This window comes from Mycolicibacterium gilvum (assembly GCF_900454025.1).
GTDB classification, from domain to species: Bacteria; Actinomycetota; Actinomycetes; order Mycobacteriales; family Mycobacteriaceae; genus Mycobacterium; species Mycobacterium gilvum.
On record NZ_UGQM01000001.1, the window covers coordinates 5,493,914 to 5,508,618 of the forward strand.

The 14,705-nt window shown below is 68.9% G+C and carries 17 protein-coding genes; 7 read left to right on the top strand and 10 right to left on the bottom strand.

The features are described from left to right. Positions 1 to 93 precede the first annotated feature (93 nt). From DYE23_RS25810 to DYE23_RS25820, 3 genes are all read left to right on the top strand, one after another. A complete protein-coding gene (locus DYE23_RS25810; RefSeq protein WP_235660494.1) occupies positions 94 to 681 on the top strand; it encodes a TetR family transcriptional regulator in 588 nt (195 codons plus the stop codon). An 83-nt stretch (positions 682 to 764) separates the two neighbouring features. Beyond that, positions 765 to 1,955 carry a cytochrome P450 gene (locus DYE23_RS25815; RefSeq protein ID WP_115329109.1) on the top strand — a complete coding sequence of 397 codons (1,191 nt, stop codon included), beginning with the start codon at positions 765 to 767 and terminating at the stop codon, positions 1,953 to 1,955. Between the two features lie 162 nt (positions 1,956 to 2,117). Continuing rightward, the gene (locus DYE23_RS25820; RefSeq protein ID WP_235660635.1) at positions 2,118 to 3,299 is read left to right on the top strand and encodes a sensor domain-containing phosphodiesterase; all 1,182 of its coding nucleotides are present in this window, start codon (positions 2,118 to 2,120) and stop codon (positions 3,297 to 3,299) included. On the opposite strand, the gene egtE is transcribed toward DYE23_RS25820, so the two are convergent. From egtE to mrf, 7 genes are all read right to left on the bottom strand, one after another. Next, the gene (egtE, locus tag DYE23_RS25825; RefSeq protein ID WP_115328501.1) at positions 3,286 to 4,398 is read right to left on the bottom strand and encodes an ergothioneine biosynthesis PLP-dependent enzyme EgtE; all 1,113 of its coding nucleotides are present in this window, start codon (positions 4,396 to 4,398) and stop codon (positions 3,286 to 3,288) included. The genes DYE23_RS25820 and egtE overlap by 14 nt on opposite strands. After that, positions 4,398 to 5,363 (bottom strand): L-histidine N(alpha)-methyltransferase, encoded by a 966-nt coding sequence (gene egtD, locus DYE23_RS25830; protein WP_115328502.1) that lies wholly within the window; start codon positions 5,361 to 5,363, stop codon positions 4,398 to 4,400. The genes egtE and egtD overlap by 1 nt, the downstream gene beginning before the upstream one ends. Further along, positions 5,363 to 6,055, bottom strand: coding sequence for an ergothioneine biosynthesis protein EgtC (egtC, locus tag DYE23_RS25835; RefSeq protein ID WP_115328503.1), 693 nt, complete (start codon positions 6,053 to 6,055; stop codon positions 5,363 to 5,365). Before egtC ends, egtD begins: the two co-directional genes overlap by 1 nt. Further along, the gene (gene egtB, locus DYE23_RS25840) at positions 6,048 to 7,337 is read right to left on the bottom strand and encodes an ergothioneine biosynthesis protein EgtB (RefSeq protein ID WP_115328504.1); all 1,290 of its coding nucleotides are present in this window, start codon (positions 7,335 to 7,337) and stop codon (positions 6,048 to 6,050) included. Before egtB ends, egtC begins: the two co-directional genes overlap by 8 nt. After that, entirely contained in the window at positions 7,334 to 8,608 is a 1,275-nt protein-coding gene (gene egtA / locus DYE23_RS25845) for an ergothioneine biosynthesis glutamate--cysteine ligase EgtA (RefSeq protein ID WP_115328505.1), read from the bottom strand. Before egtA ends, egtB begins: the two co-directional genes overlap by 4 nt. 94 nt (positions 8,609 to 8,702) lie before the next feature. After that, entirely contained in the window at positions 8,703 to 9,338 is a 636-nt protein-coding gene (locus DYE23_RS25850; protein ID WP_235660636.1) for a sensor domain-containing protein, read from the bottom strand. Between the two features lie 47 nt (positions 9,339 to 9,385). Next, on the bottom strand, positions 9,386 to 10,498 hold the full coding sequence (gene mrf / locus DYE23_RS25855; protein ID WP_115328507.1) for a ribosome hibernation factor-recruiting GTPase MRF: 1,113 nt from the start codon (positions 10,496 to 10,498) through the stop codon (positions 9,386 to 9,388). A 107-nt stretch (positions 10,499 to 10,605) separates the two neighbouring features. Between mrf and rpmB the strand changes: the two genes are divergently transcribed. Genes rpmB through rpsR form a run of 4 tightly spaced genes read left to right on the top strand, consistent with a single transcriptional unit; the run spans position 10,606 to position 11,544 of the window. Then, on the top strand, positions 10,606 to 10,839 hold the full coding sequence (gene rpmB, locus DYE23_RS25860; protein ID WP_115328508.1) for a 50S ribosomal protein L28: 234 nt from the start codon (positions 10,606 to 10,608) through the stop codon (positions 10,837 to 10,839). After that, the gene (rpmG, locus tag DYE23_RS25865) at positions 10,839 to 11,003 is read left to right on the top strand and encodes a 50S ribosomal protein L33 (protein WP_115328509.1); all 165 of its coding nucleotides are present in this window, start codon (positions 10,839 to 10,841) and stop codon (positions 11,001 to 11,003) included. The genes rpmB and rpmG overlap by 1 nt, the downstream gene beginning before the upstream one ends. After that, positions 11,003 to 11,308 carry a 30S ribosomal protein S14 gene (gene rpsN, locus DYE23_RS25870; RefSeq protein WP_115328510.1) on the top strand — a complete coding sequence of 102 codons (306 nt, stop codon included), beginning with the start codon at positions 11,003 to 11,005 and terminating at the stop codon, positions 11,306 to 11,308. Before rpmG ends, rpsN begins: the two co-directional genes overlap by 1 nt. Then, entirely contained in the window at positions 11,305 to 11,544 is a 240-nt protein-coding gene (gene rpsR, locus DYE23_RS25875; RefSeq protein ID WP_115328511.1) for a 30S ribosomal protein S18, read from the top strand. Before rpsN ends, rpsR begins: the two co-directional genes overlap by 4 nt. A gap of 4 nt (positions 11,545 to 11,548) precedes the next feature. Here rpsR and DYE23_RS25880 read toward each other — a convergent pair whose 3' ends face one another. The 3 genes from DYE23_RS25880 to DYE23_RS25890 form a co-directional block, all read right to left on the bottom strand. Then, positions 11,549 to 12,991 carry a catalase gene (locus DYE23_RS25880; protein WP_115328512.1) on the bottom strand — a complete coding sequence of 481 codons (1,443 nt, stop codon included), beginning with the start codon at positions 12,989 to 12,991 and terminating at the stop codon, positions 11,549 to 11,551. Positions 12,992 to 13,108: 117 nt separating this feature from the next. Next, positions 13,109 to 13,516, bottom strand: a complete 408-nt coding sequence (locus tag DYE23_RS25885) for a hypothetical protein (protein WP_115328513.1) — start codon at positions 13,514 to 13,516, stop codon at positions 13,109 to 13,111. Positions 13,517 to 13,594: 78 nt separating this feature from the next. Next, positions 13,595 to 14,704: a DUF4185 domain-containing protein gene (locus tag DYE23_RS25890; RefSeq protein ID WP_115328514.1), complete on the bottom strand. Its 1,110-nt coding sequence runs from the start codon at positions 14,702 to 14,704 to the stop codon at positions 13,595 to 13,597. Position 14,705: the final 1 nt, after the last annotated feature.

Sequence of the window (14,705 nt, forward strand, 5' to 3'; positions counted from 1 at the left end):
CCCCCTCTTGACCCGGCGGGAGCACGCCGTTTAATTTGAACGCAGTTCGAAACCGAACGCTGTTCGAAACCAATGTCCGGAGACGAGGCCGCCGTGGCAACCAGAACCCGTCGCTCCTCCTCCGTGCTGCCCTACGGCGCACTCGACCGCGAGCACGTGGTCAAGCACCTCCTCGAGCTCGCGCGCCGGGTCGGGGTCGACAACGTCACGATGCGCGGCCTCGCCGCCGAGGCCGGCACGTCGGCGTCGTCGCTGTACTACCACGTCAAAGACAAAGCGGCCCTGATGGATCTGCTCGCCGAGTCCGTCATCGAGAGCATCGAGGTCCCCGCCGACGGCGACTGGAAGCAGCGCATCGGCGCGCTCTACACCAACGCCTGGACGGCGATGTACGACATCCCCGGTGTCGCGGCGATGCTGCAGCAGCGTCCGCTCACAGGTGCGGCCCACGCCATGGACCGCACCGCGAAGGCCATCATGGCCGAGTCCGGGTGGCCGGCCGAACAGATCGCCCGAGCGCACGCCGTGCTCTACATCCACCTGCTCGGCTCGATCCAGCTGGAGCACCACCTGCGCGACGCCGGCATCAGCGGCGGCTCCGAGGACGGCGGCTATGCGGTGTTCCAGCACGGGTTGCGCGTCATCCTCACCGGTCTGCAGCACACGTCATCCTCGCCGTGATCCGACCCCCCGTCACTTCGCTCGCCCAGCGTGCAATTCCCCGTCGCTCGCTCGCCCAGGAGGAGATCGCCTTGTCCCATCCCCTGCACTCGCCGGCGTTCTACGCCGGTGACCCGTTCCCGGCCTACCGGGAACTGCGGGCCACCGACCCGGTCAGCTGGAACGACGAGCACGGATTCTGGGCGCTGCTCAAATACGAGGACATCCGGTACGTCTCCACCAATCCCGCGCTGTTCTCGTCGGCGCACGGGATCACGGTCCCCGACCCCGCGATCGAGAACCCGGTGATGGAGGGCAGTCTGATCTTCACCGACCCGCCGCGACACCGGCAGCTGCGCAAACTGATCAACTCCGGGTTCACCCGCCGCCAGGTCGCGATCCTGGAACCGAAGCTGCGCGCGTTCGCCCGGACCGCACTCGACGCGATCGACCCCGCGGCGGACACCGAGTTCGCCGAGCAGATCGCGGCCCCACTCCCGACCCGCATGATCGCCGAACTGCTCGGCGCCCCCGACGAGGACTGGGAGCAGTTCCGCCGATGGTCGGATGCGGCGGTCGGGATGGACGATCCCGACGTCGAACTCGACACGTTCACCGCGATGGGTGAGCTCTACCAGTACTTCGAGAATCTGATCGCGCTGCGCCGCAGCGGCGCGCTCCGCGACTCCGACGACCTGCTGTCGGTGCTGGTCGCCGCCGAGGTGGACGGGGTCCGGCTCAGCGATCAGGACCTGCTGCAGTTCTGCCTTCTGCTGCTGGTCGCCGGCAACGAGACGACGCGCAACCTGATCGCGCTCGGCACGCTCGCGTTGATCGAGCACCCGCAGCAGTTCCGGATGCTGCGCGAGCACCCCGAGCTGATCCCCACCGCGGTCGAGGAGTTCCTGCGCTACACCTCGCCGGTCGCGAACATGACGCGGTGCGCGACCCGCGACGTCGAGATCCGCGGGCGGTTGATCAAGCAGGGCCAGTACGTCACCATGCTGTACGGGTCGGCCAATCGCGACGAGGACATCTTCGGACCGACCTCAGAGCAGCTCGACATCACCCGAAACCCCAATCCGCACCTGGCTTTCGGATGCGGACAGCACTCGTGTCTGGGCGCGCAGCTGGCGCGTCTGGAAGCCCGGGTGCTGTTCGAGGAACTCCTCGAGCGCTTCGAGCACATCGAGCTCGACGGCGAGGTCCTGCGAATGCAGGCCACCATGGTGCCCGGGGTGCGTGCGATGCCGGTGCGCCTGGCAGCCGCCGAGCGCCGCCACGCGACGGCGTAGGCCGGAAAACGCACCCTGCCTCGGTACCTCCCCGACGTCGCGCACGAAGGTGGACAATGGCGTGACCACCTCAGCCCGCGACGAGATGAGACGACCATCCACTCCGCAGGACCGACCGCCGCCTCGGCCACCCGGCTCGACGCCGCGGTCACGGGCGAAGGTCTGGTACCGGCGTTCCAACCCGTCGTCTCCCTGCCGGACGAAACTCTCGTCGGATACGAGGCACTCGCACGTTGGCCGGCTCACGGTGATCTGTCCCCGCTGGATGTGTTCGCCCACGCTGCCGCCACCGGGCACCTCGACACCCTCGACCACGCGTGCATCAGGTCGTCCGCGCACGCCGCGCTGGCCGCCACCTCGAATTCCGGCATGTTGTTGCTCCTCAACTGCGAGCCGACGGCCCGCGACATCGACATCTCGCCGGGCACCGAGCTGGCCGAAGCGACACGCAGATTCACCACGACCTTCGAGCTGACCGAACGCGGGCTGCTCCTCGACCCGCCGGCTCTGTTGCGAAAGGTGTCGGCGCTGCGCGCCCGTGGCGTCCGGATAGCGCTCGACGACATCGGAGCGCACCCGGATTCCCTTGCGCTGCTGGACATCATCGCGCCGGACATCATGAAGATCGACCTCGGACTCGTTCAGCGCCAACCCGATCAGTGGCAGACCCGCACCATCGCAGCCGTCATCGCCCACCACGAACGCACCGGAGCAGTCATCCTCGCCGAGGGGATCGAGACCGACGAGCACCTGGAGCAGGCGCTGGGGTACGGGGCCACGCTCGGCCAGGGCTACCGTTTCGGCCGTCCGGGCGCGCTGCGCACGGTGCCGCGCGGTGACCGCGTCCCCGGCCTGGCCGCCCCGTTCCTGCACGAGCCGGCGGATAAGACGCCGTTCGAACTGGCCACGACGGGGCACTCCGCGCGCACGTTGCGCAAGCGGACGCTGATCGAGATGTCGCGCCACATCGAACGTCTCGCCGCGGCGTCGGAGAGTCCGCCGATCGTGTTGTTCACCCTGCAGAGCATGGACAACTTCCAGGGGACGACCCGGGAGCACATCCTCGAGCTCGCCGAGACGTCGCCGCTCGTCGTCGCCTTCGCCGTCGATGCGCCCCGGGAACCCGAGCGCACGTTCCGCTGGGTCGACGTCGACATCCACGACCGGATGGCGCTGGAGTGGACGATCGTGGTTCTGGGCCCCGACACCGCCGCGGCGCTGGTGGCCCGCGAACTCGAACCTGCCGGCTCCGGACCGGAGAACGACCGACGCTTCGAAGCGGTCATCACCTTCGACCGCTCCCGCGTCGCCCAGGCAGGACGCTGCCTGCTCAGCCGGGTGTGACCGCCTCGAGAGCTTCGGCGACCGCGGCGAGGTCAGCGGCGGTGACGTCGACGTGGGGCGAGATCCGCAGCGCCGGATGGTGCATCTCGCGGGGAGCACGTTCCGTCCCGAGGTAGGTCGTCACGATCGAGTGTTCGGCGATCAGCCGCGCCCTCACGTCCTGAGCGTCGACCCCGTCGGGCGGTCGCAGCGTGGTGATCGCGCTCGGCTCGTCGACAGGCTCGAGCACCCTCCATCCTCCCACGCCGGCCAGGGCCGTCCGGGTGGCCGCACCGACCTCGCGGAGCCGGGCCTGGATCGCGCCGGCACCCGCCGCGACGTGCTCACCCAGGGCAACCGAAAAGCCCACGTGCATGCCCACATTGGCTTCGGTGTGGCTGACCCGCAGCCGCGTGGCCTCGGACAGGAAGCCGGGCTTGGCGGCGAGCACCCCGACCCCGCGCGGACCCGCCGTCCATTTGCGCGACGACGAGTACAGCGCGTCGGCGCCGATTCCGGAGACGTCGATGTGCGCGAATCCCTGTGCGGCATCGACGATCAGCGGAATGCCGTGACCGTGGCAGGCCGATGCCATCGCCCGTGCCGGCTGTACGGTGCCGCTGTGACTCCCCAGCACGGTGAAGTGCACGAGCGCAGGGGGGTCATGAGCCAGCGCCGCGCCGATCGCGTTGACGTCGAGCCGTCCCGACTCCTCGATCGGCAGCGTCCGGATCTCGAATCCGTGCCGCGCCATGATCGCGAGGTTGGGTCCGAACTCACCCTGCAGACACGCCACGGTCCGCGCACCCGGCCAGTCGGCGAGCAGGATGTCGAGCGCATCGTTGGATCCGGTGGTGAAAAGGACCTCGGCGTCGGGCATTCCGGCCAGCACCCGGACAGCGGCACGGCCCGCGTCCAGCGCGGGGGCGGCGGCCTCGGCGGCGACATAGCCGCCGACCTCGGCTTCGTGGCGTGCATGCTGAGCGGTGGCCTCGATCACCGCGAAGCTCTGGCGTGAGCAGGCCGCACTGTCGACGTGGATTCCGGCGGCCGGTGGGCGCGCCTCCCTCCAGCCCTGCGCGAGCGGGGTGTCGGCGAGTGCACCGTCGTCGCTCGTCATCACAGCTCCGCGAGCGAGAGCCCGAAGTCGCCGGCTTCGTCTGTCCACCAATGGGTTCGACGCAAGCCGGCGGCGGCCAGTTCCTCCTCGACACCGGAGGGACGGAACTTGCACGACACCTCGGTCAGCATCTGCTCACCGTCGGTGAAGTCGACCTCAAGGTCCAGGGCCGCGATACGCACCCGCTGGTCCCGGGTGGACCGCAGCCACATCTCGATGCGCTCCTCGTCGGCGTTCCAGACGGCGACGTGCTCGAACGCGTCGGTGTCGAAGTCCGCGCCGAGTTCACGGTTCACCACGGTCAGCACGTTGCGGTTGAACCGCGCCGTCACCCCGGCACTGTCGTCGTAGGCGCGCACGAGCCGGTCGGTGTCCTTGACCAGATCGGTGCCCAGCAGCAGCGTGTCGCCGGGCTGCATCATCTGCGCGACCGACGCCAGGAACTCCGCCCGCGGTCCCGGGGTGAGGTTGCCGATCGTCGAGCCCAGGAACGCCACCAGACGCCGGCCACCGCCGGGGATCTTACCCAGATGCTCCTCGAAATCGCCGCACACGGCGGTGATCTCGATTCCCGGGTACTCGGTCTCGATCGCGGCGCCGGCCGCTTCGAGCACACTGGAATCGACGTCGAACGGGATGAACCGGCGCAGCGAGCCACCCTCGCGCAGCGCGTCGAGCAGCATCCGTGTCTTCTCCGACGTGCCGCTGCCGAGCTCGACCAGCGTGTCGGCTCCGGACGCGGCGGCGATCTCGGCCGCCCTCGCCCTCAGGATCTGCGCTTCCGCGCGGGTCGGGTAGTACTCGGGCAGCCGGGTGATCTGATCGAACAGATCGCTGCCCGCGGCGTCGTAGAACCATTTGGGCGGAAGCGATTTCGGCTGCTGCGCCAGCCCGTGCGCGACGTCACGGCGTAACGCCTCCTCGGCGGCGTCGGCGGCGAGGTGGTTCTCCAGTGAAAACACCATCACGATCCTTTCAGCGGTGTCATGTGCACGTGCGCGTCCGAGACCTCGACCAGGTGCCGGTCGGGGATCTCCTCCCACGCCGGATCGTCGTCGTACGGTTCGCTGGCCAGCACGACGCCGTCGTCGCGGCGCAGCACCGCCAGGGTGTCACCCCAGGTGGTGGCGAGGACACGGGAACCGTTGGCGGCCAGGATGTTCAGCCGGGCGTTCGGATCGTCTGCGGCGACGGCGGCGACCGTCTGCCCGAGCGTATCGAGGCCGCGCTCGAAGATCAGCGCGGCGAGCAGCGCGGAGTCGTTGGTGGATTCGGCGTGACGGGCGGCGGGCAGTACCGCGCGGTCGACGAGCCCGTTGTGCGACAGCAGCCAGGTGCCGTCGCTGAACGGGGCCGACGCGGACGCCTCGATGGGCATCCCGACGCTCGCCGACCGCACCGCGGCGACCACGCATCGGGAGAACAGCGCCGGGGCCACCGACGCGAAGGACGCATCGCCCCACAGCGGTGCCGCACTGCGCCAGCGCCTCGGCACACCGTCGTCGTCGAAGAAACCGACGCCCCAGCCGTCGGCGTTCATCAGCCCGTGCTTCTGCCGGCGCGGCGCATACGACTGGACCAGCAGCCCGGACGGCGGATCGAGCATCAGAGCAGCCGGCGACACCGGCTCCCCCAGCCACGCCAGATGCCTACACATCCCACGCCAACCGGACGCCGGAGAAGATCTGCCGGCGGATCGGGTGATCCCAGTTCCGGAAGCTCGGTCGCAGGATCCCGGCCGCCACGGCCCACGACCCGCCCCTCAGCACGCGGTACTCACCGGAGGCGGTGCCCTCGAAGAACGGCTCCGAATACTGCCGGTAGATCATCGGGGTGAAGCCGGGCCACGGCCGAAGCGGTGAGCTCGTCCACTCCCAGACGTCGCCCAGCATCTGCTCCACGCCGTAGGCCGAGGCCGACGCGGGAAAGGCGCCGACCGGGGCGGGCCGCAGCGCGCCACCGCCGAGATTGGCGACATCGGCACCGGGTTCAGCTGTGCCCCAGGGGAATCGACGCCGGACGCCGGCGGCGGGATCCCAGGCGCATGCCTTCTCCCATTCGACCTCGGTGGGTAGGCGCGCACCGGCCCAGGCCGCGTACGCCTGCGCTTCGTAGAACGTGACGTGCTGGACGGGCTCGTCGCCGGGGATGTCCTCGACGTGACCGAACCGGGTGCGGGTCCCGTCGGCGTTCCAGAACAGCGGCCGGGTCAGATCGGCCTGCTGCCGGTGCGCCCAGCCCGCGTCCGACCACCAACGGCGCTCGGTGTACCCGCCGTCGTCGATGAACCCCCGCCACTCGGCGTTGGTCACCGGGACCCGCCCGATGCGGAAGGCCGGCACGTCGACGATGTGGGCGGGGCGCTCGTTGTCCAGTGAGAACGGCTCGGTCACCGCGTCCACACCGAGGACGAACTCGCCGCCGGGGACCAGGACCGACGTGCCCGCGACACCGGAACGGCCGGGCGGCAACGGATCTCCGCGGTCCAGCAGCGGGGCGCCCGAGCGCAGGCTCAGCGCCTGCAGCATCGTCTCGTCGTGCTGGTTCTCGTGGCTGATCACCAGTGCGTAGGCGAACTCGTCGGGATGTCCGTCGGGCAGTGCCTCCAGGGTGTCGAGCGCTCTGCCCCGGACCGTGGCGCAGTAGTTGCGGGCATCGGTGGGCGGCAGCAGGGGCAGATCGACCCGCGCGGCGCGGGAGTGCACGAACGCGTCATAGAGCTGGTCGACCTCGGGGCTGAGCAGGCCGGGCCGGCGCGGATCGCCGCCGCGCAGCAGCCACAGCTCCTCCTGCTGCCCGATGTGGGCGAGATCCCAGACCAGCGGGCTCATCAACGGGTCGTATTGGCGACGGAGTTCGGCGTCGTCGAAGTCGACGAGTCGCAGGGTGCGGTCCCTGGCCCTGATCAGTTCGCCGGCGAGCGTCTCGCGGGTCGTCACATCTCTCCTCGTGCCAGTCGCGTGACCGCGGCCGCGATCCCGTCTCTCACGGCCCGGTCGGCGAAGTCGTCGCCCGGGCTGCGTCCCTGCTCGACCGAACGCGTCAGCACGTCCATCGATTCCACGAGTGCGGCCGGCGCGCGTTCGGCAGCGGCGTACACACACCGCACCGCGGCGGTGTGCAGCCGCCGGTCGTCCAACCCCAGCTGGGCGGCCCGATCCCAGGAGGTGGCCACCGGTTCGGTGGCCTCGGCGGCGACGTCGGCGGCCACCGGGTCGTCGAGCAGGGTCGCCAGGGTGAACACGACCGCGGGCCACACGGCGTCGGGCACGCTGTCGAGGTAGCGCACCTCCAGGAAGCCGCGCGGCCGCACGGGTGGGAACAGCGTGGTCAGGTGGTAGTCGAGATCGGCCAGGGTCGGCCGGCGATCGTCGAGCAGCACCCGCCCGTCGGCCCAGTCCGCGAACGGCACCCACTGTGTCACCGGCACCGCATCGGGGGTGTGGACGAGCATGACCGGCGCCCGCAGCGCATAGCGGGCCCAGTCGCTGGCCGGGTCGTCGCCGTCGGCGCCCAGGATCGGCCCGCAGCGCGCCGAGTCGAGCTGGCTCCAGACCAGCTGACGGGTGGAGCGCCAGCCGGTGAACTTTCCGGCGAGGACGGGAGAGTTCGCGGCGATCGCGATCATCGTCGGTCCCAGCGCGTGCGCGAGCCGGACGCGCTCGGCCCAGCCCGTCCGCGGCCCGGCCTCGAGATTGACCTGAACCGAGGCCGTCGACGTCATCATCGCCGCCCCGGCCTCCGGCGTACCGCTCTCCGCGAAGAAGCGTTCCATGGCCGCATACCGGGAACCGGGGTTGACCCGTCCCGCGGGCCGCACCGGGTCGGCGCCCACGAGCACCAGGCCCAGCCCGACCCGCTCGAACGCCTCCCGCAGCACCGACCGGTCCGCGGACATGCCCGTCACGGCCTCCGCGGTGCCGGCCGCCGGCGGTCCGGAGAGTTCGACGGCACCGCCGGGTTCCACGGTCACCAGGCTGCCGCCGGGCAGCTGCGGCAGGTTCGCGATCGTGGCGGTCAGCTCGTCCCAACCCGGTCGGCGCACCGGATCGGACAGGTCATAACAGTGGGCCTCGATCTCCAGTCCGACCGGTCCGACCGGTACGTCTTTCAGGCAGGTGTCGACGATGTGCTGCGCGGCGTCTTCCGCGCTGGTCAACGGGTCTACGCCGTGCTCGAGCACCCCGTCGGATGCCATGGTGTGTGCCATCAGCCACCCCCTCCGGGTGTGGAACGGTCGCTGCGTCTTTACCCATCTTCCAGACAAGTACACGGGTTTTATTCAGTGACCTGTCGGTGACGCCCTATTGGCCGAGGGTGTTCTGCATCGCTCCCGCCAGCACGTTGACCGCGGGGCCCCCGTTTCCGGACTGGCACACCTTCGCCTGGAGCAGCACGTTCTCGCGCAGACGGGTGGTCACGAAACAACGCCGGTCGGTGCCGGCCTCCTGTTTGACCCAGTTGGCCTCGGTGGCCGTGGTCGGCCCGGCGGAGAACGTCCACACCTGGGTGGTGAAGTTGTTCAGGTGCATCGCCGTGGTCTGGCCGGCGCAGCCGACGGTCCGGTCCACCACGCGGTGCATGGCCCGGTTGGCCGCCTCGGTGGTCGCGAACACGCCAACGGACTGCTTGACCAGATGCGTGGCGTCGGCCGGTGATTCCTGCGTCGTCGCACCGCTGAACGCCGCGAGGTCCGGATCGTTGTACACCTCGGGCAGACCGATGTCAGCCCAGTTGTTGCACATCGGATTGTCGACGTAGAACGCCTGGAACGGCGCCGCGAAGGTCGACTCGAAGCCCATCCGGGCACCGACGATGTTGCCGACCGAACCCTTGTTCATCACCGCGTAGTTGACGACGCCGGGGTCCGACGGCCGGGCGGCCGCCGGTGCGGCGAGAGCCGTTGCGGCGAGAGCGGCGCCCAGCGTGCCGAGAAACATTCGACGACGACGCAGCCGCAGATCTCCTCCGATGCTCATTCACCCGATCATGCCAGCCGCGCCTCCGGTGGATGCCAGTCGCCGAAAGGATCGTCATAGCGGCACCAGTCCTGCGGGCGGGCCATCTCGTCGTCGGTGAGCAGGGCGCCGTCGAGCGCCGTACAGATTGTGTCGGGGTCCGCACCGCACAGCAGCACGGTCATCGACGAATGCCGGTCACCATGTCTGTCGTCCCAGATCATGTCGGCCATCGCACGTCGTTCCGCGCCGACATAGGCGACTTCGCGGGACGTCATCGCCGCCAACCACTTTCCCGCCGGTGTGACGCGCAGGCCGCCACCGGCGGACTCCAGCAGCATCGCCGTCTCGGGCCGGTGGGCCAGCCACAGCCGTCCGCGGCTACGGACCACACCGTCGAGAAGATGGTCGACGGCGGCATGCAGGCGGGTGGGGTGGAAGGGCCGGCGGGCGTGGAACTCGATCAGACGCACCCGGCCGGCAGGCTCGAGCGGTGGCTGACCCGCCAGCAGCGACCCGTGGGGATCCTGGCCACGGCCTCGGCGGGCGTCGTCGTCGAGGTTGGCCAGCGCGAGAGCGAAACGCCCGGTGCCGACGGTGATCCGTGCCCGGGGTGTCAGCCTGCGCACGACCGCGAGCGTGTCCCGGTCCGGTTCGGCGAGCACGACCACGTCGGCGAACTCGACCTGCGCGACGACGACCTGCGCCACCGTACGACCGTCGGCGAGCTCGTCGTCGCCGGTCGCCTGATGCAGCCAGACGGAGGTGTCGACGGTGGCGACCACTGCCGACACCACCACGTCACGGGCTGCCGGCGAGTGGGCGATCGCGAAGCACACCGGCTCCGGCTCCGTCCACGGGTTCAGCCGCACCGCAACACGATTGACGTCCGGTCTGCGGTGCAGCGCCCGAAGGTGGCTCAGCAGGTCCTCGCGCACCGTGCACGACAGGCAGCAGTTGGTCAGCTCCAGCACCGAGACGGCCTTGACGACGACCCCGCGCTGCACCAGCGTCGTGGTGCGGTGCACGACGTGGCCGTCGAAATGATGTTCCACCACTGCGGTTCCCGCGTCGCCGAGTAGCTCCTCGACGATGTCGCCCGTGTCGCTCTGACCGGTCACGACGACCACCGGAGTGCGCATCAACCCTCCTCTAATGGGAATGATTTTCAATAACTGCGGGTTCACGCTACAGTTCGTGCACGCAGTTGTCGAAAATCATTTTCAATAAGACGTCGAGAGGAGCCCTCGTGTCCGCCCACTGTCAGGTGACCGGTCGTAAGCCCGGCTTCGGCAACACGGTGTCGCACTCGCACCGCCGCACCCGCCGCCGCTGGGACCCCAACATCCAGCGCAAGACCTACTACCTGCCGTCCGAAGGACGCAGGATCACGCTGCGGGTCAGCGCGAAGGGCATCAAGGTCATCGACCGCGACGGTATCGACGTGGTGGTCGCCCGCCTCCGCAGGAATGGACAACTCTGATGGCACGCAACGAGATTCGACCGCTGGTGAAGCTGCGTTCGACCGCCGGCACCGGCTACACCTACGTCACACGCAAGAATCGCCGCAACGATCCGGACCGGATCGTGCTGCGCAAGTACGATCCGGTCGCGCGCCGGCACGTCGACTTCCGCGAGGAGCGCTGATGGCCAAGAAGTCCAAGATCGTCCGCAATGAACACCGCCGCCGGGTCGTGTCCCGCCACGCCGAGCGCAGGTCCGAACTGAAGGCGATCATCAGGTCACCCGATACCTCCGACGAAGCCCGGGCGGCTGCGCAGTCAGAACTCAATCGTCAGCCGCGGGACGCGAGCCCGGTGCGCGTACGCAACCGCGATGCGGTCGACGGCCGCCCCCGCGGGCATCTGCGCAAGTTCGGCCTCTCGCGGGTGCGGGTTCGCGAACTCGCCCACCGGGGTCAGCTGCCCGGCGTCCGGAAGTCGAGCTGGTGAAGCGCGCCAGACGGGCGGCACCCCCGCCGAAGAAGCGCCGAAACATGTTCGCCCAGCTCGGCATCGAGCACGTCGACTACAAGGACACGTCCACCTTGCGCCAGTTCCTCTCCGAGCGCGGAAAGATCCGGTCGCGTGCGGTCACCGGACTGACCGTGCAGCAGCAGCGCCACGTCACCACCGCCGTCAAGAACGCCCGCGAGATGGCGCTGCTGCCCTACCCCGGTCAGGGATAGCCGGTCAGCTGCCGCGCACGCCCTCCTCCACCATCTTGCCGAGGTCGGGGTCGACGTTTCGCCAGTACTCGAACACCCGGGACAGCACCGGTTCCTTCACGCCATCGGACACATGACCGATGATGTTGTGTGCCAGCCGATCCCGCTCCTCGTCGGAGAGCACGTCCCGGAACAGGGCGCCCGCCTGACCGAAGTCGTCGTCGTCGGCACGCAACGCATACGCCTGGCGCACCATGTCGCCGTCGGACGCCCAGCGCACCTCGGAGGCACGCCGTGGGTCGACTTCCGGACCGCCCATCGAGTTCGGCGTGTACACGGGGTCGGTGGCGTTGCGGATCCGCATCGCCCCGTCCTTGGAGTACGCGTTCACCTCGACGTGGGGCTCGTTGACCGGTATCTGCTTGTAGTTGACCCCGAGCCGAGCGCGATGTGCGTCGGAGTAGGAGAACCCGCGCGCCAACAGCATCTTGTCCGGGCTCAGGCCGGTGCCGGGGACCACGTTATTCGGCTCGAACGCCGCCTGCTCCATCTGGGCGTGGTAGTCGACGACGTTGCGGTTCAACGTCATCCTGCCCACCTCGTGCAGCGGGTAGTCGCCGTGCGGCCACACCTTGGTCAGGTCGAACGGGTTGTACCGGTAGGTCTTGGCATCCTCGAACGGCATGATCTGCACGTGCAGCGTCCAGCTCGGGAAATTGCCGTCCTCGATCGCGGTGAACAGATCGCGCTGGTGGTAATCGGCGTCCTCACCGGCCAGCCGGTCGGCGTCCTCCTGCGTGAGGAAGTCGATGCCCTGGTCGGTCTTGAAGTGGTACTTCACCCAGAACATCTCGCCGTCGGCGTTCATCCAGCTGTAGGTGTGGCTGGAATATCCGTTCATGTGCCGCCACGTCTTCGGGATGCCCCGATCGCCCATCAACCAGGTGACCTGATGAGCCGATTCCGGTGACAGCGTCCAGAAATCCCACTGCATGTGGTGATCGCGCAGATTGCTGGCCGCCATCCGCTTCTGGCTGCGGATGAAGTTCTGGAACTTCATCGGGTCCCGGATGAAGAAGACCGGCGTGTTGTTGCCGACCATGTCGAAGTTGCCCTCGGACGTGTAGAACTTCAGCGCGAACCCGCGCGGGTCGCGCCACGTGTCCGGGCTGCCCCGCTCACCGGCGACCGTCGAGAAGCGGGCCACCATCTCGGTTTTCGCGCCGGGCTGCAGAAACGCCGCCTTGGTGTAGCGGCTCACGTCGTGGGTCACCTCGAACTGACCGAACGCACCGCCGCCTTTGGCGTGCGGTTGACGCTCGGGGATCCGCTCGCGGTTGAAGTTGGCCATCTGCTCGATCAGGTAGTGGTCCTGCAGCAGGATGGGTCCGTCCGAACCGACGGTCAGTGAATGTTCGACGCTGGGGGCCGGCGCACCGGAATCCGTCGTCGTGTACTTCTCGGGCATATCCCTCCTCGGGAAGGGCAGCGTGTCGTGGGCTGAGGCTGCCGTCCTCGAGGTCCGGTCTACCCGAATTCGTCCCCAAACATCCCTTTTACGAACGATTCGGTGCGGCGGCCGTGGTCAGGGACGCGGCGACGGTGTCGGTGCGTTCCCGGTGGTCGGGCTCGGCGACTGCGGGATGTCCATTCTGGGACCGCCACCGAACGGGCCGGCGAACCCGGGGCCCCCGGGGCCGTGGTGCATACCGCCGGGCGGTCCCATCGGGAAGCCGGCGGGACCGGGTTGCATCATGCCGGGTCCGCCGTGGTGCACGCGCCCTCCACCGTCGACGTTCTTACCGAGCAAGAAGCCGGCGAAGAACACGACGGCGACGATGAAGACGGCGCCGGCCGCGATGCCGACCCACGCGGCGGCCTTGTTCAGCCGATTCGACTCCTGCGGGACAACGACCGGCGGGGCCGTGGCCGCAGGTGCGGTCGGCACCGGTGTGGTTGCGGGCTCTGACTGTTGGGGTGTCACATCACTCATGGTCTGATGGTGCGCCGCGATCTCCAGCGTGCGTTAGGTGTCGGCTGTGAATCAGCTATGAGGCCCGCCGAGTCAGCGTTACCAGGGCTTTATCGGGTTCACCGCGTACTGGATCACCCGGTACGGCGTGCCACCGCGTGCCATGGTGTTCCACTGGCTGACGAAGACGCGCACGGCGTCCGGCGTCGAGCCGGGTGAGATGTAGCCGCCGTAGGGCTGGGCGAGCCTGTTGTCCTGCGGCGGTGGGAGCGCATCGACCGGATCCGGCCACGGCGCGGCCACCACGACCGTCGTCATCGGCGCCGTCCCCAGCTGTGTCGGGTCGCTCGCGACGCGGATCTCCATGTTGCCGGTCGTCGCGTTGAAGTAGGACAACATCGTCAGCCCGTCGATCTGGCGCACGCTCATCTCACCGACCCGGTCCGACCACAGCGGTGCCGGTTCTTCACCCCACCCCGCTCCGGTCCACCCCTGCCATGCGGACCGGTCGGTGAACGTCTGCGGTGTCGCCCGGTAGAGCACCGCCGGGCCGCTGCGGTCGAAGTTGTTGGCCACGATGTAGACCCAGCCGCGCTCCGACTCGGCGGTCGGGATCGGGTCGTAGTACCCGCTGATCTGCGTCTGTCGCCCGCCGGCAAACCCCGCCTCGCGCTCGGATCCGGGTACCGTCTTCCAGTTCCCCTGTCCCGCTTCGGCTTTGACGAGTCGCGACCGCTGCGGGACGAGATCCCTGGTCGTCGTCACCAACATCCAGTTCTCACGGTTGATCTCGATGATCCCGGCCGGCAGTTGCGACTCGCCCGGCAGCGTCGACTCGGCCAGCAGCGGGGTGTCCACACCGGTCACCCCGTTGTAGCGGACACCACCGGGGTCTTCGAGCGTGTCCCCGACGACGTGCAGCGCTATCGGCGAGTACCAGCCGCCGAAGCCGACGGCCTGACCGGCGAAGCTGTCCCCGCAGACCTGCAGGATGCCGCTCGGGAACTCCATGAACTCACACAGGTCGGTCGCGCCGATGCCGTAGTCGGCCGTCGCGGTTCCGGTTCCGGCCGCCACGCCGAGCCTCAGCACCTGCCCGGGCAGCAGCGGCTGCGGCGCCACGGGTGTCCCCTGCGCCACCCCCGCCGAAATTGCATTCCAGCAGAGAAAGGCCGAGAGAAGGCCTGCTGGAATGCAAGTTCGGCGCAAA